The sequence below is a fragment of the Vulcaniibacterium gelatinicum genome (genome assembly GCF_008033445.1).
Taxonomy (GTDB): Bacteria; Pseudomonadota; Gammaproteobacteria; order Xanthomonadales; family Xanthomonadaceae; genus Vulcaniibacterium_B; species Vulcaniibacterium_B gelatinicum.
On record NZ_VNKO01000015.1, the window covers coordinates 1 to 25,561 of the forward strand.

Sequence of the window (25,561 nt, forward strand, 5' to 3'; positions counted from 1 at the left end):
GACCCGCACGCCTGGCTGACCGACGTGCTCACGCGCCTGCCGACCACGCTCGACCGCGATCTCGACACGCTGTTGCCCTTGCCACAGCGCAACGATGTGCGACAAGGTGCGGTCGGCTGACGCTTACACCGGACCCTGCAGGGCGGAATCGAACACCAGATATTCGACCGCGCCCAGCTGGAGTCCATGTGGGGTGGGGACGTAAACCAGCAGTTCGGGCTGGAGCGGATCAACGTTGCCGTCGAAGAAGATGTTCCAGTTCACGTAGTGATGCCCCATCCCGCCCATGCCCGGCAAGGCGAGGCAGCCGGTGAGGTCTTCGGTCCAGCCGGCCTCGATGGCCCGTTCGAGCACGTGGAACGGTGCCGTGGCAAGTCGCAATTGGTTCAGATCCGCATTGCCCCGGGATTGCTCGCCAGCCTGGGCGTGGGGGTAGGCAAGGAGCAGCGCGGCGGTGACGGCGGAGGCAACGAATGCGTGTGTTTTCATGGGGATACCCTCTGTGTGAAGAGACGTGCGCTCCCCTGGCGGCGCTCGTCAATCACCGCGAACGCCCTCCGATCCAGCCACCGGACATGGTCGGGTCGAGGTGCTGGTGCAGCCGTGCGCGCGGCGATCGGCGCCCCCTTGGCGCATGGCCTGAATGGGGCATGGCATGCGCGCCGCCCAGCCATGGCATGGGCTGACAGGCCGCCTCCCGCACGTCGTTGATGCGGGCGAAGCGATGCCGGTCCGGGATCTCCTTGTGCAGCGCCTCGTGATTGAAGTCATCGACCACGTTGAAGGTGACCTCCCGGCACACCGCCCGTCCGTCAGGCTTGCCTGCCGGCCCTGCGGCCTCCCCGGTACGGTTACTCTTTGACCAAGGGGGGCCACCAACGGATGGGCGGGCTGCACCGGCACATCCGGAGGGGGCGATGGCGAGTGGCAGGTGGGGGACATCGGCGGGCGGGCGGCTCGCGTCCGGGGCGTTGGTCCAGGGGGTGATCCTGGCCTTGTGGCTCGGGACCTTCCTGCTGGCGCGGGTGCTGGAGCACGCGCCGCACGCCAGCCTGTGGTTCCCGCCGGCGGCGGTGACCTTCGCTGCGCTGCTCGTGGTGGGGGCGCGGGCGTGGCCGGCGATCGTGTTCGCGTGCGCGGTGGCCACGTTCCTGACCGAGTGGCAGTACGCCGGCGGCGTGCGGCCCGGCGTGCTGGTGGCTTCGAGCCTTGCGTTCGCCCTGGTCCACGGCACCGCCTATGGCGTGCCGGCGATGCTGTTGCGTCGGCACCACGCCCGCCGGCCGAACGAGGTCACCTTGGGCACGGTTTCGCGCTTCATCCTGTTGGGCATGGCGGGCTCGGCGCTGGCGGCGTCCGGCGGGGCGCTGGCGCTGTCGGCGACGGGGTTGATCGAGACCGACACGCCGGGGCGCCTGATGGCCGCCTGGTGGATGGGCGATTTCGTCGCGCTGCTCACGCTGGGGCCGTTGTTCATCCGCTGGCTCGTGCGGGTGGTGGGTGCGGCCGGGGCGCACGGGGCCGCGCGCTTCAGTCCGTTCCAGGGCGATCCGGTGCCGGCCTCGCGTTCGGCCATGCTGAAGCTCGCGGCCATGGCGGGGATCACCGTGGCGATGCTCGCGGCGGCGCATGCGCTCCAGGAACGGAGCCTGCTGCTGGCGCTGCTGGTGGTGCCGCTGGTGCTGCAGCTGTGGGTGGTGCACAGCGAGAACCGCACCGCCGCGCTGCAGGGGGTGGCGTTGTTCAGTCTGATCACGGTGGGCGGCGGGGCGCTGTTCGGTGCCGCCATGGACGCGGTGGCGCTGCAGTTCGCGGCGATCGGGCTTGCGGTCAACACCTATTTCGGCCTGGCCGTGCCCGCGCTGTACGCGAGCAACGAGCGGCTGCGCGAGCAGGTCACCCGCGACCGGCTCACGCGGGTGATGACGCGCGCCTACTTCGAGGATCGTGCCGCGCAGGAGTTCGGGCGTGCGAAGGCGGAGGGGAGGCAGGCGGCGGTGATCCTCTTCGACCTCAACGGGCTCAAGGCGATCAACGACACCCACGGCCATGCGGTGGGCGATGCGGTGCTCGCGGAGCTGGCGGCACGCTGCGCCACGTCGGTGCGTCCCGGCGACCTGCTGGGGCGCCTGAGCGGGGACGAGTTCGCGGTGTTCCTGCCCGACGCGGACGCGGCCGTGGCCGACACGGTGATCGAGCGCATGCGCGCGGCCCTGCGGGCGACGCCCTTCGATGCGCCCGTCGGAGTGGTCAGCGCCAGCTTCGGCCGGGCCGTCGGCGGCTCCGCGGCCGACACCGTCTCGGAGCTGCTGCGCGCGGCCGACCAGGCGATGTACGAGGACAAGCGGCTGTCGCGCGATGCCGGGATGGCGAGCCCGGCCGGCGTCACGGGGGTCGTTCTTTGACGGCAGTGCGCCCGGATCGGGAGACGGAGGCAGGGTACATTTGCAGCTTCCGCGTCCTTTCCGTCCTCGACCATTGCCCATGCAGATCCCCACCGTGTACCCGATCGGCATTCCCGGCCAGCCCTGGGGCGCGGCCGAGAAGGCCGAATGGCTCGCCCGCCAGACCCGCAAGCGCTCCTATGCCGATGAGGTGCTGAGCGTCATCGAGCGCCTGCGCCCGCGTTTCGACGTGGTGCAGTACGGCCGGCTGGACTATCCGCCCGAGACCTATCCGCTGTTCGCCATCAGGAACCGCGGCTGGGACGCGGCGCTGCCCTGTGCGCTGGTGACGGGTGGGGTGCACGGGTACGAGACCAGTGGCGTGCACGGGGCGTTGCGGTTCGTCGAGCGGCACCTGGACGACTACGCCGGGCGGATCAACGTGCTGGTGGCGCCATGCGTCAGCCCGTGGGCGTACGAGCGCATCCACCGCTGGAATCCGCACGCGGTGGATCCGAACCGTTCGTTCCGCGAGGACAGCCCGGCGCAGGAGTCGGCGGCGCTGATGCGGCTGGTGGCGCCGCTGCGCGAGCGCTTCCTGGTGCACGTGGACCTGCACGAGACCACCGACTCGGACGAGAGCGAGTTCCGGCCGGCATTGGCGGCGCGGGACGGCAAGCCGTTCGAGCCGCACGGGATCCCCGATGGCTTCTACGTGGTGGACGACACCGAAAACCCGCAGCCGGAATTCCAGCAGGCGATCGTCGCCGCGGTGGCGGAGGTCACCCATATCGCCCCGGCCGATGCGAACGGCCTGATCATCGGTTCGCCCGTCGTCGCGCCTGGCGTCATCCGCTACCCGCTGCGCGAGCTTGGTCTGTGCGCCGGCATCACCGATGCGCGCTTCCGCACCACTACCGAGGTCTATCCCGACAGCCCGCGCGCCACGCCCGAGCAGTGCGACGCGGCGCAGGCGGCGGCCGTGTGCGCGGCGCTGGATTACGCCCTGGCGCAGGGGTAGCGGCGGAGACGCCGGTGGCGAACACCCGCGTGATGCGCGGGAGGCGGCGCACGACCTGAATGGGATGGATGCACGTTCCGCCCCAACCCATGGCACAGGCCGTGGTGTCTGGGGCGGGATAGAAAGGGAGCTCCCTGGGGGAAGCATCGCCGCCATGACGGCGCCGGTGTCGCTGAATACGACTGGAGGCCTGCCTTGAAGAAGACCCTGCTCAGCGCCGCGGTGCTCGCGGCGATCGCCCTTGCCGCGCCTGCGGCCGCGCACGATGCGGCCGGGGCCGAGTGCCTCGATGCCACCTGCGACATGGTGGCGCTGTTCGAGGCGGACGCCGATTCGACCGGCAGCGGGGCCGCCGCCAGCGTCGCCTCCCGGCGCATGGGCGCGTGGGGCGTGGACCTGGCGGGCATGGACCGCAGCGTCTCGCCGGGCGCGGATTTCTTCGGCTACGTCAACGGGGCGTGGGCGAAGACGACGCAGATCCCGGCCGACCGTTCCATGTACGGGGCGTTCGCGGCGCTGCGCGATCTGTCCGAGGCGCGCGTGCGCCAGCTGGTCGAAAGCTATCCGCTGGGCGATCCGGCCACCGGCGGGGATGCCGCCAGGATCGCCGCGCTGTACCGCGGCTTCATGGACGAGGCGGCGGTGGAGGCGCTGGGCGACAAGCCGCTGCAGCCCTACCTGGCCGCCATCCGCGGGGCGAAGAGCAAGGCCGACATCGCGGTGCTGATGGGCCGCCGCAACAGCGGTTTCGGCGGCAGCTTCTTCGCCCCGAACGTGTCCGACGACCAGAAGGATCCCGAGCGCTACACGCTGTACCTGAGCCAGTCCGGCCTGGGCCTGGGCGACCGGCAGATGTACCTGGACGAGAAGTTCGCGCCGCAGCGCGAGCGCTACGTGGCCTACGTGGCGCAGATGCTGCAGCTGGCCGGCTGGGACGAGCCGCAGCGGCGTGCCGCCGCGATCATGGCGATGGAGACGAAGATCGCCGAGGTGCACTGGACCCGCGCCGAAAGCCGCAACCGCGACAAGACCTACAACCCGGTGGCGCTGGCGGAGATGGACGCCTACGCGCCGGGGTTCCCGTGGGCGGCGTTCTTCGAGGCCGCCGGCGTGGGCCAGGCGCAGCGCGTGGTGCTGCGCCAGAACACCGCGTTCCCGAAGATGGCGAAGATCTTCGCCGAGACCGACCTCGACACGCTCAAGGCGTGGCTGGCGTTCCACACCACCGACGATGCTGCGCCGCTGCTGTCGAAGGCGTTCGTGGACGCCGAGTTCGAGTTCCGCAGCAAGTTCCTCAACGGCCAGCCGCAGCAGCGCGAGCGCTGGAAGCGCGGCGTGGCGTTCGTGGAGGCAGCGATGGGCGAGGCCGTCGGCCGCGACTACGTGAAGCTGTACTACCCGCCGGATGCGAAGGCGAAGATGGATGCGCTGGTGGCCAACGTGAAGGCGGCGATGGGCGCGCGGCTGGAGAAGCTGGACTGGATGAGCCCGGCCACCAAGGCCGAAGCGCTGGCCAAGCTGCAGAACTTCGGCCTGAAGATCGGCCATCCGGAGCAGTGGCGCGACTACGGCGGTCTGCAGGTGGTCAACGGCGACCTGTTCGGCAATGCGGCGCGCGCCCGCGCGTTCGAGTGGGACTACCGCCGCGCGCGCATCGGCCAGCCGGTGGACAAGGGCGAGTGGGGCATGACGCCGCAGACGGTGAATGCCTACTACAACCCGGTGAAGAACGAGATCGTGTTCCCGGCCGCGATCCTGCAGCCGCCGTTCTTCGACCCGGACGCGGATCCGGCGGTGAACTACGGTGCGATCGGCGGTGTGATCGGCCACGAGATCATCCACGGTTTCGACGACCAGGGCCGCAAGTCGGACGGCAACGGCCTGCTGCGCGACTGGTGGGCCGCGGAGGACGCGGCCAGGTTCGAGGCGCAGGCGGCGAAGCTGGGCGCGCAGTACGAGAGCTACGAGTTCCCGCAGCTGCCGGGCATGCGCATCAACGGCCGCGTCTCGATGGGCGAGAACATCGGCGACCTCGGCGGGCTGACCATCGCGCTGGAGGCGTACCGCCGCTCGCTCGGCGGCAAGCCGGCGCCGGTGATTGACGGCTTCACCGGCGAGCAGCGCTTCTTCATGGGCTGGGCGCAGGTGTGGCGCACTCTGTGGCGCGACGACGCGCTGCGCCAGCAGCTCGTCAACGGCCCGCATTCGCCGGGCCAGATCCGCGCGTTCGCGCCGCTGCGCAACATGGACGCCTGGTACGCCGCGTTCGGCATCCAGCCGGGCGATCCGCTTTACTTGCCGCCGGAGGAGCGTGTGCGGATCTGGTGATCGCCGGCCTTCGGCGTGGTGGCCGGCGCCGCCTCCGCGGGCGATGCCCCGAGGGAGGTCTCCCTGGCCAGCCGCGCCGCCAGCGCCCGGAAGCGCGGGTGCGAGTGCAGGCTGGCGAAGCTGCGTGAGAGGGTGAAGTACGCGATGCGCGGGTCGCGTTCCTCGTAGGCGCGTTCGAGCGCGTCCATGGCGCGTTCGGTGTCGCCCAACGCGGCGTGGATGCGGGCCAGCGCGGTCGCAGGCACGTAGCCGGTGCGGTCGCGGGCTTCCAGTTCCCGCAGCAATGCCACGGCGCGCTCGCGCTCGCCGATGGCAAGATAGACCTTGGCGAGCTCGGCCACGGTCCAGGCGTGGCCATGGGAGTACTCGACGGCACGCAGCAGGTCAGGGATCGCATCGCGCGGGCGCCCCCGGCTCAGGGTGTACCCGGCACGGTCGTAGTATGCGTGCCAGTAGTCCGGCTCCAGCTCCAGCACGCGTGCGATCAGGGCGTCGGCGGCCTTCGGGTCGCTCTCGGCCAGGCTGTTGGCCAGGGTGAGCATGGGCGCCGGGGCCAACGGGTCGAGTTCGTGCGCGCGCCGGTTGTGCTGCATCCATTCGGGGCTGCCCGGATCCTGTATCGCGATCGCTAGCGCATAAGCCCGGTGTGCTTCCGGGGAGTTGGGGTCGAGCGCGAGCGCGCGCTCGAAGGACGCTCGCGCCAGGGTCCAGTTCCAGTCGAACCAGGCCTCGATCTGGCCTTTCGCGACCCACGCCTCGGCCAGATCCGGATCGAGCACCAGGGCCCGCCCGACGGCCAGCCGGGCGCGCGGGAAGGCCACGCGCGGCTCGGCATCGGCGCCCAACGCCTGCGACACGTGCAGCGTGGCCAGCGCGGCCCAGGCGCGGGCGCAGCTCGGATCCAGGCGAATGGCGCGGTCCAGTGCGGCGAAGGCCAAGGGGTAGCGCCGTGTGTGGAGGCGGCCCATCAGGTAGCGACCTTCGAGGTAGGCGCGCGCTGCTGGGGTGTTCCCGCCGTCGCACGTGTTGCGCGGGGCGGCGACGGTTCGGGGTGTGAGCGCGGCAGGCAGAGGGGGCTTTGGCCGCGAAGCGACCAGCAGCAGCGGCACCACCGCCATCAGCGCCGCCAGTACTGCGCGCCGCCAGCGGGGCGGGGGCGGCAGCCGGGGCGTCGGCCAGGTGGGAGGCCCCGCTGCGGCGGCCTGCGGAGATTCCAGCGCCGCGACGAAGCGGTAGCCCCGTCCCGGCACGGTCAGGATGAAGCGGTGGTCGCCCGCGCCGGTGCCCAGCGCCTTGCGCAAGGCCGACACCGCCTGGGTCAGGGTGTTCTCCTCGACCACGCGTCCAGCCCACACCTGCTCCAGCAACTCGTCCTTGCCGACCACGCGATCGGCGTGCTCGACCAGGTATAGCAGCACCTCGACCGCCTTGCCGCCGAGGTGCACCGGGGCGCCGTCCGGCCCGTACAGCAGCCGCGTGCGCGGATCGAGCCGGAACCCAGCGAAGGCGTAAACGGAGGGCGCGAGGGCGTCCACGGCGGGATTCAGAACGTTTCAGAACCTTTCAGCGGAATCCGAAGGACTTTTCGGCCATCGCCGGCTGAAGGTGACGACGGGCGGCGTCCTGTGGCGTCACCTGCTGTCCCTCGATCTCCATCTTCCGGGAGTTGCGCCATGAACATCGTCCTTGCCCGCACCTTCACCGCTGGCCTGCTGCTGGCCCTGGCGGCCGGTCCGTCGGCCTCGGCTGCGGATCCTTCCACCGCCGGCGCCTTGCGGGTGCCGGCCAACCGGATCGTCGGCGTCTGGCATGTGCAAGGGCTCGCGGGGCCCTGCGCCAACCCCGCGGTGCGCTTTCCCATCAACGGCATGCTGGTGTTCAACGCCGGCGGCACCCTGACCATGGTCGGCCTGGACAACCCGGCGGCTTCCGGGCCGGGGCTGGGCACCTGGAGCTACGACCCGCGCACTGGCCGCTACACCAAGCAGTTCCGGTTCGCCTGGTTCAACAGCGGCGTCTACATCGGCTACCAGAAGGTCGGGCCGATCGAGTTCGTCCTGTCTGCCGACGGAGCCACGGCCGCCAATCCCGTGCGCTCGGAACGCTGGGTGTACGACCCGAACACGGGCACCCACAGCAAGGCCTTCGACGTCTGCGGCGAAGAGGTGGCGGTGCGCCTGTACTGATCGCATCTCACGGGCCGGCGATGGAATCGGCCACTGGAGGATTCCATGAAACGTGCAAGTTTGCTGACACTCTGCGGCCTGGCCCTGGCGATGCCGGCCGCGTTCGCCGCCCCGTCCGTCACCACGGTGATGAGCGGCCTGGACAACCCGCGCGGCCTGGCCTTCGGCCCGGAAGGCGCGCTGTACGTGGTCGAGGCTGGCCGCGGCGGCACGGGGCCGTGTGCGATCCTGCGGGGCCAGCCGCGCTGCTACGGCCCCACCGGTGCGCTGACACGGCTGTGGCGGGGCCGGCAGGAGCGTGTCGCGGCCGGTCTGCCGTCCTACGCGGATGCCGCCGTGCTCGAAACGACCGGCCCGCACGACGTCTCGTTCATCGGTCGCGGCACGGCCTACGTGACCGTCGGCTTCGGTAGCGATCCGGCGCTGCGCGCGGGGTTTGGCGAGGTCGGCCAGCTGTTCGGCACCGTCGTGCAGGTTTCGGCGGGCGGCCAATGGCGGGTCGTGGCCGACGTGTCCGCGCATGAAAGCGCGGCGAATCCCGCGGGCGGTCCGGTGGACTCCAACCCCTATGGCGCACTCGCCGAACCGGGGGCGGTGATCGTTGCCGACGCGGGCGCCAACGCGCTGCTGAGGGTGGCGGCCAACGGCACCGTGTCCACGTTCGCCATGTTTCCTTCACGCCCCGCGCGTTCCACCGATTCGGTGCCCACGGCGGTGGTGCGCGGCCCGGACGGCGCGTACTACGTCGGCGAGCTGACCGGCGTGCCGTTCGCGCAGGGGGCGGCGCGCGTGTACCGGGTGGTGGAGGGCGAGGCGCCGAGCGTGTACGCGGACGGATTCAAGACCATCATCGACCTCGACTTCGGCCCCGACGGCAGCCTGTACGTGCTGGAGCACGCGAGCGGGCCGATGTTCTTCGCGGGGCCGGGGCGGATCGTGCAGGTGGCGCCGGACGGCAGCCGCTCGGTCGTGCTGGGCGGCCTGAGCCAGCCCACGTCGTTGCTGGTCGGGCCGGACGGCGCGCTGTACGTCTCCAATCGCGGCACCTCGATCCTCACCGGGGAGGTGCTGCGGATCGTGCCGTAGCGCGGCAGCGGTGGGCGGCTGCGCTGCGCCTCGGCGCGCCGCTCACCCTCCCGCCCATGCCAGCACGATCTCGAACACGATCAGCAGCACGATCGCCAGTTCCAGCAGCTCCATGCGGCGGCTCGAGGCTTCCTCGTACAGGGCGGTGTAGGTGTCGCGGATGATGGCGAGCTTGCGGTCCACGGCGGCGCTGATCCTCGGCACGCGGAACAGCTCGAGGGTGGCGGCGTACACGCGGGCCAGGTACACGTCCTCGGTGACCTGCAGCGAGTTCTCCACCTTCCCGGTCAGTTCGGTCACTTCCGCCACCACGCCGTACAGGCGGCGGGCCAGGCGTACGGTGCGGCGCGAGGCGAGCAGCGTCAGCCCGCCGCGGGCGCTGGCGACGAGGTCGTACATGGTGGACAGCTCGGCGTCGAGCAGCGCGTCGTAGTAGCGCATCTCCAGCAGCTGGGCGTTGGCGATCTCGATGATGTCGATCACGTCGGAATCGCCGCGCGGCTCGTAGATGAAGGCGCGGTTCCAGGCGACCACGGCCAGGTCGTCCACGAAATAGGAGAACGATTGCGCCGTGAGTTCGGCGGTTTCCTGCGGCGAGAGCGGCCGCTGTTCGCCCGAGAGCAGCACGGCCAGGTCGGTGCGGGCGCGGACTTCGGCGGCGGTCAGCGGCTCGGCGAAGCGGTGCACGATGGCGAACAGGTAGTCCTCCTCCAGCTGCTGCGCGGAAGGGCGGCGCAGGGCCGGGCCGATCACGTCCAGCACCCCGCGCAGGGCCTGCCGCCACAACGCGGCGGCGGCACTTCCGCCGGTGGCGCGGTCGAGCGCGTTGCAGCGCTCAACGAACGCGTCCCAGGGCAGGTCGGCCGCCTCCACGCGCAACGCGAGCGCGACCGCGCCGAAGTCGTACAGGCGCGCGGTGAGTTCGGCGGGCGTGGCGCGGCCGTCGAGTTCGATGGTCTGCGCCGGCAGCACCAGCAGGGCCGGCGGCACCTCGAACGCGAGCTCGTCCGCGGCGGCGGTGGCGAGCCGGCTGCGGCGGGTCTGGCCGCCGGCGTGCGCCAGCCACAGCGCCTCGGCCCGCGCCAGGTCCATCGCGTCGGCCACGTCGAGCAGGCGGTGCACGATCAGGGCGCCGGATTGCACATGGAGGGCGGCGGGCGGCATGCGGGCAGTGGAACCCCGGCGACGTGAACGGGCGGTCAGGCCGGGCCTGCGGCACGGCCAGGGGCCCGGGGCGAGCGATTCGACGTTCCGCGCACGGCAGACCGCCTAAGATCGGCGCGTCGTCCCTCCAACCGTCGGGAGCCGTGCATGAAGCCCCTCCGTTCCTCTGCCGTGACCCCCTGGGCCGCCGGCCTGCTCGCATCGCTCGCGCTGGCGGCCGCGCCGCGGCCGTCGCCCGCCAGCGAGGCCGACCTGGCCGCGATCCGCGCGCAGGTCGTGCGTCAGCACGATGCCTCGGTCCAGCGCCTGCAGGACTGGATCGCGCTGCCGTCCATCGCCGCCGAGAACCTCAATTCGCGCGAGGGCGCCGAATACATGGCCAGGCTCGCGCGCGAGGCGGGGTTCCAGACCGTGGAGATCATCGAGACCGGCGGCAAGCCGGGCGTGTTCGCGCGGCTCGACGCCGGCGCGCCGAAGACGGTCGGGCTGTACTTCATGTACGACGTCAAGCAGTTCGACCCGGCCGAATGGAGCTCGCCGCCGCTGGAGGCGCGGCTGGTGGACAGGCCCGGCGTGGGCAAGGTGATGATCGGACGCGGTGCGGTGAACCAGAAGGGGCCGCAGTCGGCGCTGCTCGCCGCGCTGCACGCGATCCGCGCCGCGGGCCGCAAGCCGCCGGTGAACCTGGTGCTGGTGGCCGAGGGCGAGGAGGAGATCGGCTCGCCCAACATCACGCGCCTGGCGCACGAACCGCGGGTCGCCGCGGCGCTGCGCGAGACGCTGGGCGTGTTCATGCCTTCGGCGATGCAGGACGCGGACGGCGTGGCGACGGTGTCGCTGGGCGCAAAGGGCGTGGTCGAGCTGGAACTGGTCGCCAGCGGCGAGAAGTGGGGGCGCGGCCCGGCCAGGGACATCCATTCCTCGCTCAAGGCGATGGTGGACAGCCCGGCCTGGCACCTGGTCAAGGCCCTGGACACGCTGGTGACCGACGACGGCAACACCATCACGATCGAGGGCTATCCGCCGCCGCGGCCGATCAGCGCCGAGGAGCAGGCGATGGTGGCCGCGGCGACGGCGCGCCGCAGCGAGGCCAAGGCGAAGCAGCTGCTGGGGGTGCAGCGCTGGATAGACGACCTGCCCTGGCGCGAGGCGAACGAACGCCTGGTGTCGCAGCCGACGGTGAACATCCAGGGCCTGGTCGGCGGCTACACCGGCCCCGGCGGCAAGACCGTGCTACCGCACAAGGCCGTCGCCAAACTCGACCTGCGCCTGGTGCCGGGCCAGACCCGCGACGCCGCGGTGGCCGCGTTGCGCGAGCACCTGCGCAAGCGCGGTTTCGGCGACATCGAGGTCAACGTCAGCGGCGGCTACGACCCCACCAGCACCTCGGCGGAGTCGCGCCTGATCCAGGCCCAGCTCGCGGTGCTGCGCAAGCGCGGCCTGGACCCGCTGCTGTGGCCGCGCAATGCCGGCTCGTATCCGGGCTTCGTGTTCACCGGTCCGCCGCTGCGACTGGCGTCCGGCCATTTCGGCCTTGGCCATGGCGGCGGGGCGCATGCGCCGGACGAATACTTCGTCGTCGAGTCGGCCAACCCGGCGGTGGCGGGATACGACGAGGCGGTGATGTCGTATGTCGAATACCTGTACGAACTGGCGAAGTGAGAGGGGAAGATCCGATGAAGCCGATTGCCTTGTTCCTGTCCGTGCCGCTGTTCGCCCTGGCTGCCGCCGCAGTGCGGGCAGGGGAGGCTAAGCCGGCCCCGCCGGCCGCGCCCGCCTTCGACGCCGCCCTGGCGCAGCGTCTGGGCGCCGACGAACGCGGCATGCGCCGCTACGTGCTGGTGGTCCTCAAGACCGGCCCCACCCGCGTGCCCGACGGCGAGGAGCGCAAGGCGATGTTCGCCGGCCATTTCGCCAACATCACGCGCCTGTCGGAGGAGGGCAAGCTGGTGCTGGCCGGCCCCTTCGCCCAGGATCCGGCCGGCTGGCGCGGCCTGTTCCTGTTCGCCGTGGAGGACGTCGAGGAGGCCCGCCGCCTGACCGAGACCGACCCGGTCATCGTCAAGGGCGAGATGGTGGCCGAGTACCACCCCTGGTACGGCTCGGCCGCGGTGATGATGCTGCCGGAGATCCACACCCGGCTGACACCGGCACAGCAGTAGCGCGTGGCATGCGGCAGGTGCCGGCAGCGACGCCGGCCCGGCCCGCACCATCGTGTTCAGCGCGTCCAGCGCGGCGGCGCACCCTCCGGGCGCCATGGTCCGGCATCGGTGCGGCGGCGGCGGGCCTGCGGCGTGGCGGGGAGCGGCGGCCAGCTTTCCCGGTCGGGAGCGGGGGCGGCGTGCAGGTCGGTGGCGGCCGGCGGCGGCTGATGCAGCAAAGGCGAAACGAGGTGTTGCAGCAGACGATTCATGGAGGGGCCTTTTCGATGGATGGAGCGACGGAGGACGACGCAGCGTTCGCTGCGCGGCCTGCACTCCCCTCCGAATGCAGTGCACCGGCGCAGCCTGCGCCGCGCGGGTGCCGCTTGCCATGCAGGAACCGATGGATGCCGCTGCGGCAGACGGACCGCAGGGTCGCGTGAGCGTGCGCCCGGTGATGTTAGTCATGCGTGAGGAAGCGCATGGCCTCCGGCAGACCGTCCGTCGGCGCGCACGGAAGCCGTCATCCGCGCCCGGTCAATCCTCGTCTTCCGGGCCGCGCCACCAGACGTGGCCATCCTCCGGCTGCGGGATGTCGGCTTCACGCAGCTCGACGCCGTCCACACGACGGCCGCGGCCCTTCCAGCGCTCGAGCAGCCGCATCACCGAAGCGCGGCCCTGGGCGGCGATGCCGAGATTGCGCTCGGCGCGCCAGGCGCCGATCCGGCCGGCTTCGGCGGCGGACGCATGGCGGTGCGGCGCGCCATAACTGCAGCGCAGGCAGTAGTGGACGACGGTGTCGGTCCAGTCCTCGATCTCGGCGATGCCGGGGACGCGCGCTTCGAGCAGGGAGGCGAGGTCTTCCGGCGCATCGCAGGCCAGGAAGACGGTGAAGGTCTGGAACTCCGAGCGCGCCAGGCGTTCGAGTGCGTTGAACACGGGGACGGTGCGGTCGCCGCAGCGGCGCTCGCCGGTGCGCGCGCCGTCGTGCAGCACGATGTCGCCGTGGCGGTAGCCGCTTTCGGGCAACGGCACGTTGAGCAGGCGGGCGCGGACCACGTCGATGCGCCGCGCGAAGAGCGTCTCGCCGTGGCTCCACGGATTCAGGCGGATGCTGACGATGCCGAAGTCGCCCTCGACGGGGCCCTCGCCTTCCGGCAGGCGGATGCCGCAGGCGGCCCACTGGCGGCGCGCCGTGGGCCAGTCGCCCAGCGCGGTGGCGGCGATGCCCGCGTTCCACAGCGCGGCTTCGTCCGGTTCTTCATGCAGGGCCAGCGCACGCAGGTTGTGCTGCAGGGATACGGGCCAGTCGCGCAGGTACTTGTGGGCCAGTCCGCGCATGTAGTGGTACGTGGCTTCGTCCGGCGCGCGCGCCAGCAATGCGGCGAACAGGCGCGAGGCCTCGTGGAGACGACCGTGGTCGAACGCTTCGTAGGCACGCTCGTGCAGGGTGTCGGTGTCGAGTTCGGCGAAGGCGTCCTGCATGTGGCGGCACCCTGGGAGAGGAAGGCATTGTGCCGCACGCAGGCGACCTGCGGCGTCGCCTGCGCCGCCCGGCGGGGCTGGCGGAGACGTTGCGCACGCTGCACGGGCTGCGCATCGCCACGGCCGGCGCGGGCGCGGATGCGGCCGCAGAGCGCGCGCGGCGAGGACCGGCGCTGGCTGCGCGCGCGTCTGGACCGCGAATACCGGCGCTGTGGCGCGCGGGTGGAGGAAGGAGAGGATGGGGCCTTCGCCGTGCGCTGGTGAGCGCCGCCGCGCGACTTGGGTATGCTGCGCCCGCCGGCTGCGGTCCGGCCGGGTCACGCGGAGGTGCGCATGCGCAGGAAGTCCCGCCTCACGGCCAGCGACTTCGACCCCGAAGTGCTGCGCCTGTTCGACCAGTACGTGCATGGCCAGATCGACCGGCGCGGGTTCCTCGTCGCCGCGGCGCGGTTCGCGGCCGGGGCCGCGGGCGCGGCGGGCCTGCTCGCGGCGCTCAGCCCGCGCTTCGCCGAGGCGCAACAGATCCGGCCGGACGACACGCGGCTGACGGCCCGCCATGTCGAGTTCCCGTCGCCCGCCGGGCACGGCACCGGACGCGGCTACCTGGTGCGGCCGGCGCGGGCCAGGCGGCCGCTGCCGGTGGTGCTGGTGGTGCACGAGAACCGCGGCCTGAACCCGCACATCGAGGACGTGGCGCGGCGGCTGGCGCTGGAGCAGTACATCGCCTTCGCCCCGGACGCGCTGTTCCCGCTCGGCGGCTACCCCGGCGACGAGGACCAGGCGCGTGCCCTGTTCGCCAGGCTCGACCAGGGCAAGACCCGCGAGGACTTCCTTGCCGCCGCCGCGTTCGCGCGCACGCTCGAGGGAAGCAACGGCCGCCTCGGCGTGGTCGGCTTCTGCTGGGGCGGGCAGATGTCGCATTTCCTCGCCACGCGGCTGCCGGACCTGGCCGCCGCCGCGCCGTTCTACGGCCCCGCGCCCACGCCGGAAGAGGCGGCGAAGGTGAAGGCCGAACTGCTGGTGGTGCTGGCCGCCAACGACGACCGCGTCAACACCACCTGGCCGCCGTACCGCGCCGCGCTCGACGCCGCCGGCGTGCGCTACAGCGTGTACCAGCCGCCCGGCACCCAGCACGGCTTCCACAACGACACCACCCCGCGCTACGACCAGGCCGCCGCGCGCGAGGCGTGGAAGCGGACGCTGGCGTTGTTCGAGCGCACCTTGCGGGCGGAGCGCAGGCGAAGGAAAGCCTGAGCAAACGGCACGCAGGACTTCCTCGCCCGACACACAGGCGTGGATGCTCCGGGCCGGCGGTCCGGGCAAGCCGTCATCCTGGCGCAAGCCGTGACCCAGGTTGCTGCTGCAATGGATTCCGGCTCGTGCTGCGCCGCCGTCACTTCTCCACGAACGCGCGCTCGAACACGTACTGCCCCGGCACGCCGATGCGCGGGGCGGCGGTGAAGCCGCGCGTGTCGAGCAGGGTGCGGAAGTCGGCCAGCATCTGCGGGCTGCCGCAGATCATGGCGCGGTCGTGCGCCGGGTCGAGCGGCTCGATGCCGAGTTGTTCCATCATCCGCCCGCTGTCCATCAGGGTGGTCAGGCGGCCGCGGCGGTCGTGGCCCTCGAACTCGAACGCTTCGCGGCTGACCGCGGGGTAGTAGCGCAGCTTGGCCGCGATCTGTTCGCCCAGGTATTCGTGCCGCGGCAGCTCGTTGACGATGTAGTCGCGGTAGGCCAGGTCCTTCGCCTCGCGCACGCCGTGGCACAGGATCACGCGCTCGAAGCGCTCGTAGGTTTCGGGGTCCTTGATCACCGCCAGGAACGGCGCCAGCCCGGTGCCGGTGCCGAGCAGGTACAGGTTGCGGCCCGGGTGCAGGTCGTGGATCAGCAGGGTGCCGGTGGGCTTGCGCCCGATCAGCACGGTGTCGCCCGGCCTGATGTGCTGCAGGCGCGAGGTCAGCGGCCCGTTCGGCACCTTGATGCTGAAGAACTCCAGTTGCTCCTCCCAGTTCGCGCTCGCGATCGAATACGCGCGCAGCAGCGGGCGGCCGTCCACCTCCAGCCCGATCATCACGAACTGGCCGTTCTCGAAGCGGAAGCCGTCGTCGCGGGTGGTGGTGAAGCTGAAGTAGTCGTCCGTCCAGTGGCGGACGTCCAGCACGGTCTCGGTGCCGAAGGGGGAGGACATGGGGGGTGCAGCAGGGGAAGGCCGGCGCGCATTTTACCCGCGTGGCGGGCGCGCCGGCCCGCGTTCAACGCGCCTGCGGCGGATCCAGGCGCAGCAGGCGTCCGTCCTCGGCGTCGGTGAGCACGTACACCTCACCCGCGGGTCCCACGCGCACGTCGCGGATGCGTTCGCCGAGTTCGTCCAACAGCCGTTCCTCGCCGGCGATGCGGTTGCCGTCGAGGGTGAGCCGGATCAGGTTGCGCTCGGCCAGCGCGCCCAGGAACAGGCTGTCGTTCCACGGGTGGCCGGGCCGTCCGGTGAGGAAGGCCATGCCCGACAGGCCCGGCGACTTCAGCCACACGTGGTGCGGCGGCTCCATCCCCGGCGCGCTGGTGCCCACCGACTCCGGGATCTTCAACCCGCTGTAGTTGATGCCGTGGGTGATCACCGGCCAGCCGTAGTTGCGGCCGGGTTGCGGCAGGTTGAGCTCGTCGCCGCCGCGCGGGCCGTGCTCGCCTTCCCACAGCGTGCCGGTGCGCGGATCCAGCGCCAGCGACTGGCTGTTGCGGTGGCCGTAGCTCCAGATCTCCGGGCGCGCGTCCTTGCGGCCGACGAAGGGGTTGTCCTGCGGCACGCTGCCGTCCAGGTGCAGGCGCACCAGCTTGCCCTGCAGCATGTCGAGCTTCTGTGCGGTGGGCCGGTCGTTGCGTTCGCCCTGGCTGATGAACACGTGGCCCTGGCCGTCGAAGACGATGCGCGAGCCGAAGTGCAGGTCGCCGTGCAGCTTGGGTTCCTGCCGGTAGATCACCTGCAGATCGCGCAGGCCGTCGGCGGTGAGCGTGGCGCGCGCGACCGCGGTGCCGGCGGTGCCGTCCGGACCGGGTTCGGCATAGCTGAGGTAGATGCGTTGCGAGGTGGCGAAATCCGGCGCCAGCACCACGTCGAGCAGACCGCCCTGGCCCTCGGCGTACACCGCCGGCACGCCCGCGAGCGGCGAGGACACCGCGCCGTCGGCGCTGACCCGGCGCAGCCGGCCCGGGCGCTCGGTGACCAGGAAATCGCCGTCCGGCAGCAGTGCCACCGCCCACGGGTGCTCCAGGCCGCGCGCGATCTCGGTGACGCGGACCTGGCCGGCCGCGCTCTGCGCGGTCGAGGTGGCCTGCGCGGCGGGCGCGGGACGTGCGGCGTCGGCGGTCGCGTTCTGCCGCGCCTGGCAGCCGGCCAGCGTCAGCAGCAGGGCCAGGGCGGGGAGTGTGCGGGCGAGGGTGGCGGGCATGGGGGCGCTCCGTGACGGGCGAAGGCCAGCATGATGCCCGCGAATCCGCACGGCGGCGTGAGGGCGCGCCGTGCGGATCGAACGGCGCTTACTCGAGGATCAGTTCCGCGTCGCCGGAGAAGGTCTCGATCCGGATCTCGCCGTCGCCGTCGCCGTAGCGGTGGCTGAAGCTGGAGCCCGGGCCGTACTTCGGCTTCTCGACGCCGGCGCCGGCGGCGCGCAGGGTGCCGCTGAAGCTCTCGCCGGTGGCGCGCGCCGACAGCGACCTGGGCAACACCAGGGTCAGGTCGCCGCTGACCGATTCGGCGCGGATCACGCCGCCCGGCGCGAGCGCCACCTTCATCCGGACGTCACCGGAGACGGTGGCGGTGGAAATGCGCCGCACCCGCTCGCCGCGGCTGTCCACGGCCAGGTTGCCGGACACCGTTTCGGCGCGGATCTCGCCGTCGAGCCGGCCGCGCAGCCGGATGTCGCCGCTCACCGATTCCACTTGCACCTCGTCGCTGTTGAGGGTGAGGGTGAGGTCGCCGCTGACGCTCTCGATCTGGGCCTTGCGCGGTGCCCCGGCGATGCTCACGTCGCCGCTGACGTTCTCCACCTGCAGCGCGCGGCCGGCGGTGCCGGACACGTCCACGTCGGCGGCGACCGACTCGATCTCGAGCGAGGCCAGGGTCGGCACCTTCAGCAGCAGCGTGGTCGGTTCGGTACGCGAACCGCTGCCCCAGCCCATGCGCTTGGGGTACTGCGCGCGCACCACCAGCCGGTCGCGGGTGCCTTCGACGACCAGCTTCTCGACGCCTGCACCAAGCGTGCCGCCCACGTGCACCTCGGCCCGGTCCCAGACCCGTACTTCGATGCGTCCCTTGAGGTTGCCGATCTCGACCGTGCCGCGCGGGTCGAGCGGTCGGGTCTGATCGATTGGCGTGCCGGCCAATGCGGGCTGGGCCAGTGCGGCGAGCAGGGCGAACAGGGACAGGCGGGGAATCATGGCAGTTCTCCGGGCAATCAGGCGGTGTGGCGGGCCAGGCGCTGGGTCAGCGCCAGGCGGCGGGCGTAGATGTCCTGCAGGCGATCGAGCAGGAAGCGGGCATCCGGGTCGCGGCGCAGGGCCTGGCGGATCTGCGCGGCGCTGCGGTCGAGCTCGCGCAGCGCGGCTTCGTCGGGCAGCGGCACTCCGGCGAAATGCTGCAGCGCGGCTTCGTACTCGCGGGTCAGGGCCTGCGCCTCCAGGGCGAGCGGGGTTTCCTCCGGGGCGACGGCCGGCGGGGGGCGCAGTTGCCAGGCCAGGCCCACCGCGAGCAGCAGCGAGGCGGCCAGTGCCCACGGCGTCGGGCGTCGCGGCGATGCGGGCCGGCGTTGCGGCGCCTGTGCGATGCGCGCGGCGATGCCCGGCCACAGTTCGTGTTCGGGCAGGGCCTCGCGACGCAGGCCGCGCAGGGCCAGGCGCAGGCGGGGATCGAATTCGTCGCGGATCTCGTGCGGGTTCATGCGAACACTCCCAATCGCTGGCGCAGCAGGTTGCGCGCGCGATGCAGTTGGGCCTTGGAACTGCCGACCGCCATGCCGAGCTCGGTGGCGATCTCCTCGTGCTTCCAGCCTTCGACGTCGTGCAGCACCAGCACCGCCCGGGCGCGCGGCGGCAGGCTGGCCACCGCGCGCGCCAGGTCCACGCCGAGCGCGGTACGGTGGCCGGCGGAGTCGGCCGCGCCCAGGGTCTCGAAGGTCTCCTCGTCGCCGTCCTCCTGCGGCCGGCTGCGGCGCGTGCGCAACTCCATCAGCGCGGTGTTCACCGCCAGCCGGTACAGCCAGGTGCCGAACGCGCTCTCGAAGCGGTAGTCGGGCAGGGCCTGCCAGGCGCGGACGAAGGCCTCCTGGGTCAGGTCCTCCGCGCGCGCGCCGTGGCCGCCGACCAGGCGCAGGATCACCCCGTGCACGCGGCCGAGGTGCCGGCGGTACAGCGTCTCGAACGCGCCCGTGTCGCCGCGCGCGGCGGCGCGCACCAGGGGGCCGTCCGCGTCCTCGGCGGGTGGGGGCGCGGGGGGCGCGTCGGTCAGGGGAGCGGTCACGACGGCGGTCAGCATATCCCCTCGGATGCCGTGCCGCGGCCGCGGGTTTAAACCGGCCGCCCCCGGCGCAAAGGCTAGAATGGCGGGCTCCGCCAGCCATCTCCGCCCGCGCAGTGACCGCTCCCACGCCTTCCGTCCCGTCCCGGCCGGTCTCGATCCGGCAGGAAGACCTGATCCAGTCCGTCGCCGACGCCCTCCAGTACATCTCGTACTACCACCCGCCGGACTACATCCGCAGCCTCGCCGCCGCGTACGAGCGCGAGCAGTCGCCGGCCGCGAAGGACGCGATGGCGCAGATCCTGATCAACTCGCGCATGTGCGCGGAAGGGCACCGGCCGATCTGCCAGGACACCGGCATCGTCACCGTGTTCCTGAAGATCGGCATGGACGTGCGCTGGGACGACGCCACCCTCGGCATCGAGGACATGGTCAACGAAGGCGTGCGCCGGGCCTACAACCACCCGGACAACAAGCTGCGCGCCTCGGTGCTGGCCGATCCGGCCGGGCGCCGCCAGAACACGAGGGACAACACCCCGGCCGTGGTCAACATGACCGTGGTGCCGGGCAACACCGTGGAGGTGATCGTCGCCGCCAAGGGCGGCGGCTCGGAGGCCAAGAGCAAGTTCGTGATGCTCAACCCCTCCGACTCGATCGTGGACTGGGTGCTGAAGACCGTGCCGACCATGGGCGCCGGCTGGTGCCCGCCGGGCATGCTCGGCATCGGCATCGGCGGCACCGCCGAGAAGGCGATGCTGCTGGCCAAGGAAGCGCTGATGGAGCCGATCGACATCCAGGAGCTGGTCGCGCGCGGCCCGTCCAACCGCATCGAGGAGCTGCGCCTGGAGCTGTACGAGAAGGTCAACGCGCTCGGTATCGGCGCGCAGGGCCTGGGCGGCCTGACCACCGTGCTCGACGTCAAGATCAAGGACTACCCGACCCACGCCGCCAACCTGCCGGTGGCGATGATCCCCAACTGCGCCGCCACCCGTCACGCGCACTTCGTGCTCGACGGCAGCGGCCCGGTCGCGCTCGAGCCGCCCTCGCTGGAGGACTGGCCGCAGCTCACCTACGACGCCTCCAAGGGCCGCCGCGTGGACCTCGACACGGTCACCCGCGAGGAGGTGGCGGGCTGGAAACCGGGCGAGGTGCTGCTGCTCAACGGCAGGCTGCTCACCGGCCGCGACGCCGCGCACAAGCGCATGGTGGACATGCTCGACCGCGGCGAGAGGCTGCCGGTGGACCTGCGCGGCCGCTTCATCTACTACGTCGGCCCGGTGGACCCGGTGCGCGACGAGGTGGTCGGCCCGGCCGGCCCCACCACCGCCACCCGCATGGACAAGTTCACCCGCCGGATGCTGGCCGAGACCGGCCTGCTCGGCATGGTCGGCAAGGCCGAGCGCGGCCCGGCCGCGATCGAGGCGATCCGCGACCACAAGGCGGTGTACCTGATGGCGGTGGGCGGCGCGGCCTACCTGGTGTCCAAGGCGATCCGGGCGGCGCGGGTGGTGGCGTTCGAGGACTTGGGCATGGAGGCCATCTACGAGTTCGAGGTCCGCGACATGCCGGTCACGGTGGCGGTGGACGCCAGCGGCGAGTCGGTGCACCAGACCGGCCCGCGCGAATGGCGGGCCCGGATCGGGAAGATCCCGGTCGTGGTCGAGTGACCGGGCCGGGCCTGTTCCGGCCGGCCCTCGGCTTGCCGCCAAGTCCTTGACCCTGCCATAATTTCCAGCTCCCCGCCGCCCGGCGGGGCCCTTGCTCCACCGCTGCCGCAGCCCGCGGCCGCGGGGGGCTGTCCCGGCACGCGTCCCGGCGCGGCGCCGACATCCACAAGGAACCCACCCATGCGTCATTACGAAATCGTGTTCCTGGTCCATCCGGACCAGAGCGAGCAGGTGCCGGCCATGATCGAGCGCTACAAGGGCGCGATCGAGGCCGGCAACGGCAGGATCCACCGCCTCGAGGACTGGGGCCGCCGCCAGCTCGCCTATCCGATCCAGAACCTGGTCAAGGCCCACTACGTGCTCATGAACATCGAGTGCGGCCAGGACGTGCTCAACGAGCTCGTGGACAACTTCCGCTTCAACGACGCGGTGCTGCGCCACCTCGTGATCAAGCGCGACGAGGCCGTCACCGAGCAGTCGCTGATCATGAAGAACAAGGATGAGAAGGGCGATCGCGCCGAGCGCGGCGAGCGCCGCCGCAGCGACGACGAGGGCGAGGCCGCCCCCGCCGACGACACCGCCGAAGCCGCCTGAAGGAGCACGCCATGTCCAAGTTCTTCCGCCGCCGCAAGTTCTGCAAGTTCACGGCCGAGGGCGTCAAGGAGATCGACTACAAGGATCTCAACACCCTGCGCCAGTACCTGACCGAGACCGGCAAGATCGTGCCGAGCCGCATCACCGGCACCAAGTCGCGCTACCAGCGCCAGCTCGCCACCGCGGTCAAGCGTGCGCGCTACCTGGCCCTGATCCCGTACACCGACAGCCACAACCTCTGATGCCCGGCGCGCCTCCCTCCGCGCGGAGGGAGGCGGCAGGGGCATCCCCGTCCCTTCGGACAGCCACAAGTTGCGGCGCCTCCGCGCGTCGCTAACGAACACGGAGCAACACGATGGAACTGATCCTTCTGCAGAAGGTCACCAACCTCGGCAACCTCGGCGACCGCGTCCGGGTCAAGCCGGGCTACGGCCGCAACTACCTGGTGCCGCAGGGCAAGGCCGTGCCGGCCACCCCGGCCAACATCGCCGAGTTCGAGGCGCGCCGCGCCGAGTACGAGGCCAAGGCCAGGGCCGCGCTGGAAGGCGCCGAGGGCCGCAAGGCGCGCCTGGACGGCGCCAGCGTCACCATCAGCGCCAACGCCTCGACCGAGGGCAAGCTGTACGGCTCGGTCGGCCCGCGCGACATCGCCGAGGCGCTCACCGCCGCCGGCATGCCGGTCGAGAAGTCGGAAGTGGTCATGGGCGAAGGCCCGATCCGCCATGTCGGCGAGTTCGAGGTCACCGTCCACCTGCACGCCGACGTGGACGCCACGGTCAAGGTCGTGGTGGTGCCCGAAGCGGCCTGATCGCGTGCTGCAGGCCGCATCGAACGGGCGCCGCAGGGCGCCCGTTCCGTTTCCGGGATCCGCGTTGCGCACCGCCCGTCGCAGCCCGTGAGATTCCCACCGGTTATCCACAGTGTTATCTGCAACACCCTGCGGACGACGCGACTACGATGACCGACCGGTTGCCACAACAACGACAACAGGATCGTGCCGGCGATCCAGTCAGGGGAGCGATCGCGCCGATGAGCGCACGTCAGGGATTTCGTGCCGACCCGTCGGCATTCGGCACGCGCAGCGAGCAGCGCATCGAGCAGTTGCGGGTGCCGCCGCAGTCGGTGGAGGCCGAACAGGCGGTGCTCGGCGGGCTGATGCTCGCCCCCGAGGCCTACGACCGCATCGCCGACCGCCTCACCGAGCAGGACTTCTACCGCCGCGACCACCAGCTCATCTACCGCGCGATCCGCGAGCTGGCCGAGAAGAGCCGGCCGTTCGACGCGGTCACCCTCGGCGAATGGTTCGAGTCGCAGGCGCTGTCGGAGCAGATCGGCGGCAGCGCCTACCTGATCGAGCTGGCCAGCACCACGCCGTCGGCGGCCAACATCGAGGCCTACGCCGACATCGTCCGCGACAAGTCGGTGCTGCGGCAGCTGATCGAGGCCGGCACCACGATCGTCAACGACGGGTTCCAGCCCGACGGCCGCGAGATCGAGGCGATCCTCGACAAGGCCGAGCAGCAGGTGTTCGCGATCCGCGAGCAGGGCGCGCGCGGGCGCAACGACTTCGTGCCGGTGACCAGCGCGCTGAAGGAGGCCTTCGACGTCCTCCAGCAGCGCTACGAGAGCGGCGGCGCGGTCACCGGCCTGCCCACCGGCTACACCGAGTTCGACCAGATGACGGCCGGCCTGCAGCCGACCGACCTGATCATCGTCGCCGCGCGCCCCTCGATGGGCAAGACCACGCTCGCGCTGAACATGGCCGAGTACGCGGCGATGAAGACCAAGGAGACGGTCGCGGTGTTCTCGATGGAAATGTCGGCCTCGCAGCTGGCGCTGCGCCTGATCTCCTCGGTGGGCCGGGTCAATGCCGCGCGCCTGCGCACCGGCCAGCTCGAGGACGAGGACTGGAGCCGCGTGACCAGCGCGATCCGCCTGCTGCGCGAGGCCAGGATCTTCATCGACGACGAACCGGCGCTCTCGCCCGACCGGCTGCGCGCCAAGGCGCGCCGGATCAAGCGCGAGCACGGCCTGGGCCTGATCGTGATTGACTACCTGCAGCTGATGCAGGTGCCCGGCAACAGCGAGAACCGCGCCACCGAGATCTCCGAGATCTCGCGCTCGCTCAAGGCCCTGGCCAAGGAACTGAAGGTGCCGGTGATCGCCCTGTCGCAGCTCAACCGCTCGCTGGAGACGCGCACCGACAAGCGCCCGATGATGGCCGACCTGCGCGAATCCGGCGCGATCGAGCAGGACGCCGACCTGATCGTGTTCATCTACCGCGACGAGTACTACAACAAGGAAAACTCGCCGGACAAGGGCCTGGCCGAGATCATCATCGGCAAGCAGCGCAACGGCCCCACCGGCTCGATCAAGCTCAAGTTCTTCGGCGAGTACACGCGTTTCGACAACCTCGCCCACGACGCGGTGGGCAGCTTCGAGTAGCGGCCGTCCCCGGATGCCTGCCGGCATCGCGGCGGCGACCGCCGGCCACGCCTCCGGGGGCGGCACGGCGCATAATCGGGCATCCCTGTCGCGGAGGAACCGCCATGACCCTGTCGCTGGCGCCGCTGTTGCCCGACTCGCTGGAATGGCTGGACGGGGTGCCACGGGTGACTGCGCAGCGCGGCTGGCTGACCGCGATCGCCTTCGTCAACGCCGGCTCGGCCTGGTCGCAGCAGCGGCTGCTGGATCTGCAGGCGCTGCGCGCACGCCATCCGCAGTGCCTGCGGGTGCTGGTGGTGCACGTACCCCGTTTCGACCACGAGCGTGCCCCGGCGCGGGTGCGGGCCCAGTTCGAGCGGGAAGGGGTGCGGCTGCCGGTGGCCGTGGATCGCGACTGGGTGGCCTGGCAGCACTACGGAATCGCTGCCTGGCCGACCATCGTGCTGGTGGACGGGGAGGGGCGCGAGCAGGCGCGGCTGGTGGGCGACGAGCCGATCACCCCGCTCGACGCCAAGGTCCAGGCCTACGAGGCCGAGCTGCTCCCCGACATCGACCCCGAGCCGGAGCCGGACGTGCGCGCGCAGGCGCCGGCTACGCCGTTGCGCTACCCGGTGGGGCTGGCGGTGGCGCCGCAGCGCCTGTACGTGGCCGACAGCGGACATCACCGCGTCCTCGAATGCGCGCACGACGGCCGGATCCTGCGCCAGTTCGGCAGTGGCGCCCCTGCGTTCGTGGACGGCAGTGCGGAACAGGCGGCGTTCTGCCGTCCGCACGGCCTGTGCCTGCTGCGCGATGTGCTGTATGTGGCCGACACCGGCAACCACGCCATCCGCCGGATCAACCTGCGCAGCGGCGAGGTGGACACGCTGTGTGGCAATGGCAAGGTCGGCCGGCCGCAGGAAGGCCCGGTGGAGGATCCGCGCATGCGCAAGCTGGACAGCCCGCGCGCACTGGCCGTGCTGCAGGACCAGTTGTTCATCGCCATGGCCGGCGACAACCGCATCTGGAGCCTGGGCTTGGGACGACACGAGCTGGCGTGCCGCGCCGGCAGCGGCGAACTGACCGTGCGCGACGGCAGCGGAGCGATGGCGGCCTTCGCCCAGCCGGTGGCGCTGGCCGGGGTCCAGCAGACCTTGTATGTGTGCGACGCGGCGGGCTCGGCGATCCGGGCGCTGCACCTGCGCGACAACACCGTGCAGACCCTGGTCGGGCAGGGGCCCTGGCAGTTCGGTGACGCCGACGGCCCCCGTCAGGCCGCGCTGCTGCAGGAGCCGCAGGCGATCGCCCTGGATCCGGACGCGCCGGTGCTGTGGATCGCCGACTGCGGCAATCAGCGACTGCGCAGCCTGCGCCTTGGGGGCGGCGAGCTGGCCACCCCCCCCTTGTCGCGCCCCCTGCAGGGGCCGGCCGGCCTCGCGGCCGGGAACGGCGTGCTCTGGATCGCCGACACCGAGGGACACGCCGTCCTGTGTCTGGACACGGGCACCGGCGAGCTGCGCGAGGTGCCGGTGGGCGAGTAAGCGCGCCGGCCTGCCGGCCCGGCGCCGATGCGAC

27 protein-coding genes are annotated in these 25,561 nt (G+C 71.5%); 16 read left to right on the forward strand and 11 right to left on the reverse strand.

Annotation, left to right across the window (positions count from 1 at the left end):
• On the forward strand, nt 1-120 hold a 120-nt coding region (locus FPV26_RS09450), incomplete at its 5' end, for a transposase domain-containing protein (protein WP_147653641.1).
• A gap of 3 nt (nt 121-123) precedes the next feature.
• Here FPV26_RS09450 and FPV26_RS09455 read toward each other — a convergent pair.
• Both FPV26_RS09455 and FPV26_RS09460 read right to left on the reverse strand, forming a co-directional pair.
• Nucleotides 124-489, reverse strand: a complete 366-nt coding sequence (locus FPV26_RS09455) for a hypothetical protein (protein ID WP_147653642.1) — start codon at nt 487-489, stop codon at nt 124-126.
• Nucleotides 490-541: 52 nt separating this feature from the next.
• The gene (locus tag FPV26_RS09460) at nt 542-778 is read right to left on the reverse strand and encodes a hypothetical protein (RefSeq protein WP_147653643.1); all 237 of its coding nucleotides are present in this window, start codon (nt 776-778) and stop codon (nt 542-544) included.
• Nucleotides 779-917: 139 nt separating this feature from the next.
• Here FPV26_RS09460 and FPV26_RS09465 point away from each other — a divergent pair, with 139 nt between their 5' ends.
• The 3 genes from FPV26_RS09465 to FPV26_RS09475 all read left to right on the forward strand — a co-directional run bounded on the left by FPV26_RS09465 (nt 918) and on the right by FPV26_RS09475 (nt 5,733).
• Complete coding sequence (locus FPV26_RS09465) at nt 918-2,405, forward strand: GGDEF domain-containing protein (RefSeq protein WP_147653644.1); 1,488 nt, start codon at nt 918-920, stop codon at nt 2,403-2,405.
• Between the two features lie 79 nt (nt 2,406-2,484).
• Nucleotides 2,485-3,405, forward strand: a complete 921-nt coding sequence (locus FPV26_RS09470; RefSeq protein WP_147653645.1) for a M14 family metallopeptidase — start codon at nt 2,485-2,487, stop codon at nt 3,403-3,405.
• 195 nt (nt 3,406-3,600) lie between these two features.
• Nucleotides 3,601-5,733: a M13 family metallopeptidase gene (locus FPV26_RS09475; RefSeq protein WP_147653646.1), complete on the forward strand. Its 2,133-nt coding sequence runs from the start codon at nt 3,601-3,603 to the stop codon at nt 5,731-5,733.
• Here FPV26_RS09475 and FPV26_RS09480 read toward each other — a convergent pair.
• Nucleotides 5,697-7,268: a winged helix-turn-helix domain-containing protein gene (locus tag FPV26_RS09480; protein WP_147653647.1), complete on the reverse strand. Its 1,572-nt coding sequence runs from the start codon at nt 7,266-7,268 to the stop codon at nt 5,697-5,699. The two genes, FPV26_RS09475 and FPV26_RS09480, sit on opposite strands and share 37 nt — an antisense overlap.
• Before the next feature lie 138 nt (nt 7,269-7,406).
• Between FPV26_RS09480 and FPV26_RS09485 the strand changes: the two genes are divergently transcribed.
• Both FPV26_RS09485 and FPV26_RS09490 read left to right on the forward strand, forming a co-directional pair.
• Nucleotides 7,407-7,919: a hypothetical protein gene (locus FPV26_RS09485; protein WP_147653648.1), complete on the forward strand. Its 513-nt coding sequence runs from the start codon at nt 7,407-7,409 to the stop codon at nt 7,917-7,919.
• Nucleotides 7,920-7,964: 45 nt separating this feature from the next.
• A complete protein-coding gene (locus FPV26_RS09490; protein WP_147653649.1) occupies nt 7,965-9,005 on the forward strand; it encodes a ScyD/ScyE family protein in 1,041 nt (346 codons plus the stop codon).
• A 42-nt stretch (nt 9,006-9,047) separates the two neighbouring features.
• Here the strand turns inward: FPV26_RS09490 and FPV26_RS09495 are convergent, their stop codons facing one another.
• Nucleotides 9,048-10,169, reverse strand: coding sequence for an RMD1 family protein (locus FPV26_RS09495; protein WP_147653650.1), 1,122 nt, complete (start codon nt 10,167-10,169; stop codon nt 9,048-9,050).
• Nucleotides 10,170-10,316: 147 nt separating this feature from the next.
• Between FPV26_RS09495 and FPV26_RS09500 the strand changes: the two genes are divergently transcribed.
• Nucleotides 10,317-11,831 (forward strand): M20/M25/M40 family metallo-hydrolase, encoded by a 1,515-nt coding sequence (locus FPV26_RS09500; RefSeq protein WP_147653651.1) that lies wholly within the window; start codon nt 10,317-10,319, stop codon nt 11,829-11,831.
• A 14-nt stretch (nt 11,832-11,845) separates the two neighbouring features.
• Nucleotides 11,846-12,331: a YciI family protein gene (locus FPV26_RS09505; RefSeq protein ID WP_147653652.1), complete on the forward strand. Its 486-nt coding sequence runs from the start codon at nt 11,846-11,848 to the stop codon at nt 12,329-12,331.
• A 56-nt stretch (nt 12,332-12,387) separates the two neighbouring features.
• Here FPV26_RS09505 and FPV26_RS09510 read toward each other — a convergent pair whose 3' ends face one another.
• Nucleotides 12,388-12,582, reverse strand: a complete 195-nt coding sequence (locus FPV26_RS09510; RefSeq protein WP_147653653.1) for a hypothetical protein — start codon at nt 12,580-12,582, stop codon at nt 12,388-12,390.
• 265 nt (nt 12,583-12,847) lie between these two features.
• Nucleotides 12,848-13,795: a tetratricopeptide repeat protein gene (locus FPV26_RS09515; RefSeq protein WP_147653654.1), complete on the reverse strand. Its 948-nt coding sequence runs from the start codon at nt 13,793-13,795 to the stop codon at nt 12,848-12,850.
• Nucleotides 13,796-13,933: 138 nt separating this feature from the next.
• Between FPV26_RS09515 and FPV26_RS12935 the strand changes: the two genes are divergently transcribed.
• Nucleotides 13,934-14,059, forward strand: coding sequence for a hypothetical protein (locus FPV26_RS12935; RefSeq protein ID WP_281282851.1), 126 nt, complete (start codon nt 13,934-13,936; stop codon nt 14,057-14,059).
• 69 nt (nt 14,060-14,128) lie between these two features.
• On the forward strand, nt 14,129-15,049 hold the full coding sequence (locus FPV26_RS09520; protein WP_147653655.1) for a dienelactone hydrolase family protein: 921 nt from the start codon (nt 14,129-14,131) through the stop codon (nt 15,047-15,049).
• 139 nt (nt 15,050-15,188) lie between these two features.
• Here FPV26_RS09520 and FPV26_RS09525 read toward each other — a convergent pair whose 3' ends face one another.
• From FPV26_RS09525 to FPV26_RS09545, 5 genes are all read right to left on the reverse strand, one after another.
• Entirely contained in the window at nt 15,189-15,983 is a 795-nt protein-coding gene (locus FPV26_RS09525) for a ferredoxin--NADP reductase (RefSeq protein ID WP_147653656.1), read from the reverse strand.
• Between the two features lie 64 nt (nt 15,984-16,047).
• Nucleotides 16,048-17,238, reverse strand: coding sequence for a PQQ-dependent sugar dehydrogenase (locus FPV26_RS09530; protein ID WP_147653657.1), 1,191 nt, complete (start codon nt 17,236-17,238; stop codon nt 16,048-16,050).
• Nucleotides 17,239-17,326: 88 nt separating this feature from the next.
• The gene (locus FPV26_RS09535; RefSeq protein WP_147653658.1) at nt 17,327-18,226 is read right to left on the reverse strand and encodes a DUF4097 family beta strand repeat-containing protein; all 900 of its coding nucleotides are present in this window, start codon (nt 18,224-18,226) and stop codon (nt 17,327-17,329) included.
• Nucleotides 18,227-18,243: 17 nt separating this feature from the next.
• Complete coding sequence (locus FPV26_RS09540; RefSeq protein WP_147653659.1) at nt 18,244-18,726, reverse strand: hypothetical protein; 483 nt, start codon at nt 18,724-18,726, stop codon at nt 18,244-18,246.
• A complete protein-coding gene (locus tag FPV26_RS09545) occupies nt 18,723-19,319 on the reverse strand; it encodes an RNA polymerase sigma factor (RefSeq protein WP_147653660.1) in 597 nt (198 codons plus the stop codon). Before FPV26_RS09545 ends, FPV26_RS09540 begins: the two co-directional genes overlap by 4 nt.
• A gap of 98 nt (nt 19,320-19,417) precedes the next feature.
• Here FPV26_RS09545 and FPV26_RS09550 point away from each other — a divergent pair, with 98 nt between their 5' ends.
• From FPV26_RS09550 to FPV26_RS09575, 6 genes are all read left to right on the forward strand, one after another.
• Complete coding sequence (locus FPV26_RS09550; protein WP_147653661.1) at nt 19,418-20,968, forward strand: fumarate hydratase; 1,551 nt, start codon at nt 19,418-19,420, stop codon at nt 20,966-20,968.
• A 180-nt stretch (nt 20,969-21,148) separates the two neighbouring features.
• Nucleotides 21,149-21,562 carry a 30S ribosomal protein S6 gene (rpsF, locus tag FPV26_RS09555; protein ID WP_147653662.1) on the forward strand — a complete coding sequence of 138 codons (414 nt, stop codon included), beginning with the start codon at nt 21,149-21,151 and terminating at the stop codon, nt 21,560-21,562.
• A gap of 11 nt (nt 21,563-21,573) precedes the next feature.
• Complete coding sequence (gene rpsR, locus FPV26_RS09560; protein ID WP_147653663.1) at nt 21,574-21,804, forward strand: 30S ribosomal protein S18; 231 nt, start codon at nt 21,574-21,576, stop codon at nt 21,802-21,804.
• A 113-nt stretch (nt 21,805-21,917) separates the two neighbouring features.
• Nucleotides 21,918-22,370: a 50S ribosomal protein L9 gene (rplI, locus tag FPV26_RS09565; protein ID WP_147653664.1), complete on the forward strand. Its 453-nt coding sequence runs from the start codon at nt 21,918-21,920 to the stop codon at nt 22,368-22,370.
• Between the two features lie 221 nt (nt 22,371-22,591).
• Nucleotides 22,592-24,007, forward strand: coding sequence for a replicative DNA helicase (locus tag FPV26_RS09570; RefSeq protein WP_147653665.1), 1,416 nt, complete (start codon nt 22,592-22,594; stop codon nt 24,005-24,007).
• Between the two features lie 104 nt (nt 24,008-24,111).
• The gene (locus FPV26_RS09575; RefSeq protein ID WP_147653666.1) at nt 24,112-25,527 is read left to right on the forward strand and encodes a hypothetical protein; all 1,416 of its coding nucleotides are present in this window, start codon (nt 24,112-24,114) and stop codon (nt 25,525-25,527) included.
• Nucleotides 25,528-25,561 lie beyond the last annotated feature (34 nt).

Excerpts from the sequence above, each read along its gene's own strand:
- rplI (WP_147653664.1), top strand. The coding sequence starts at position 21,918 with ATGGAACTGATCCTTCTGCAGAAGGTCACCAACCTCGGCAACCTCGGC.
- FPV26_RS09525 (WP_147653656.1), bottom strand. The coding sequence starts at position 15,983 with ATGTCCTCCCCCTTCGGCACCGAGACCGTGCTGGACGTCCGCCACTGG.
- FPV26_RS09510 (WP_147653653.1), bottom strand. The coding sequence starts at position 12,582 with ATGAATCGTCTGCTGCAACACCTCGTTTCGCCTTTGCTGCATCAGCCG.
- FPV26_RS09505 (WP_147653652.1), top strand. The coding sequence starts at position 11,846 with ATGAAGCCGATTGCCTTGTTCCTGTCCGTGCCGCTGTTCGCCCTGGCT.
- FPV26_RS09485 (WP_147653648.1), top strand. The coding sequence starts at position 7,407 with ATGAACATCGTCCTTGCCCGCACCTTCACCGCTGGCCTGCTGCTGGCC.
- FPV26_RS09535 (WP_147653658.1), bottom strand. The coding sequence starts at position 18,226 with ATGATTCCCCGCCTGTCCCTGTTCGCCCTGCTCGCCGCACTGGCCCAG.
- FPV26_RS09455 (WP_147653642.1), bottom strand. The coding sequence starts at position 489 with ATGAAAACACACGCATTCGTTGCCTCCGCCGTCACCGCCGCGCTGCTC.
- FPV26_RS09575 (WP_147653666.1), top strand. The coding sequence starts at position 24,112 with ATGACCCTGTCGCTGGCGCCGCTGTTGCCCGACTCGCTGGAATGGCTG.
- FPV26_RS12935 (WP_281282851.1), top strand. The coding sequence starts at position 13,934 with ATGCGGCCGCAGAGCGCGCGCGGCGAGGACCGGCGCTGGCTGCGCGCG.
- FPV26_RS09530 (WP_147653657.1), bottom strand. The coding sequence starts at position 17,238 with ATGCCCGCCACCCTCGCCCGCACACTCCCCGCCCTGGCCCTGCTGCTG.
- FPV26_RS09520 (WP_147653655.1), top strand. The coding sequence starts at position 14,129 with ATGCGCAGGAAGTCCCGCCTCACGGCCAGCGACTTCGACCCCGAAGTG.
- FPV26_RS09495 (WP_147653650.1), bottom strand. The coding sequence starts at position 10,169 with ATGCCGCCCGCCGCCCTCCATGTGCAATCCGGCGCCCTGATCGTGCAC.
- rpsR (WP_147653663.1), top strand. The coding sequence starts at position 21,574 with ATGTCCAAGTTCTTCCGCCGCCGCAAGTTCTGCAAGTTCACGGCCGAG.
- FPV26_RS09545 (WP_147653660.1), bottom strand. The coding sequence starts at position 19,319 with ATGCTGACCGCCGTCGTGACCGCTCCCCTGACCGACGCGCCCCCCGCG.
- FPV26_RS09540 (WP_147653659.1), bottom strand. The coding sequence starts at position 18,726 with ATGAACCCGCACGAGATCCGCGACGAATTCGATCCCCGCCTGCGCCTG.
- rpsF (WP_147653662.1), top strand. The coding sequence starts at position 21,149 with ATGCGTCATTACGAAATCGTGTTCCTGGTCCATCCGGACCAGAGCGAG.
- FPV26_RS09490 (WP_147653649.1), top strand. The coding sequence starts at position 7,965 with ATGAAACGTGCAAGTTTGCTGACACTCTGCGGCCTGGCCCTGGCGATG.
- FPV26_RS09570 (WP_147653665.1), top strand. The coding sequence starts at position 22,592 with ATGAGCGCACGTCAGGGATTTCGTGCCGACCCGTCGGCATTCGGCACG.
- FPV26_RS09465 (WP_147653644.1), top strand. The coding sequence starts at position 918 with ATGGCGAGTGGCAGGTGGGGGACATCGGCGGGCGGGCGGCTCGCGTCC.
- FPV26_RS09515 (WP_147653654.1), bottom strand. The coding sequence starts at position 13,795 with ATGCAGGACGCCTTCGCCGAACTCGACACCGACACCCTGCACGAGCGT.
- FPV26_RS09470 (WP_147653645.1), top strand. The coding sequence starts at position 2,485 with ATGCAGATCCCCACCGTGTACCCGATCGGCATTCCCGGCCAGCCCTGG.
- FPV26_RS09500 (WP_147653651.1), top strand. The coding sequence starts at position 10,317 with ATGAAGCCCCTCCGTTCCTCTGCCGTGACCCCCTGGGCCGCCGGCCTG.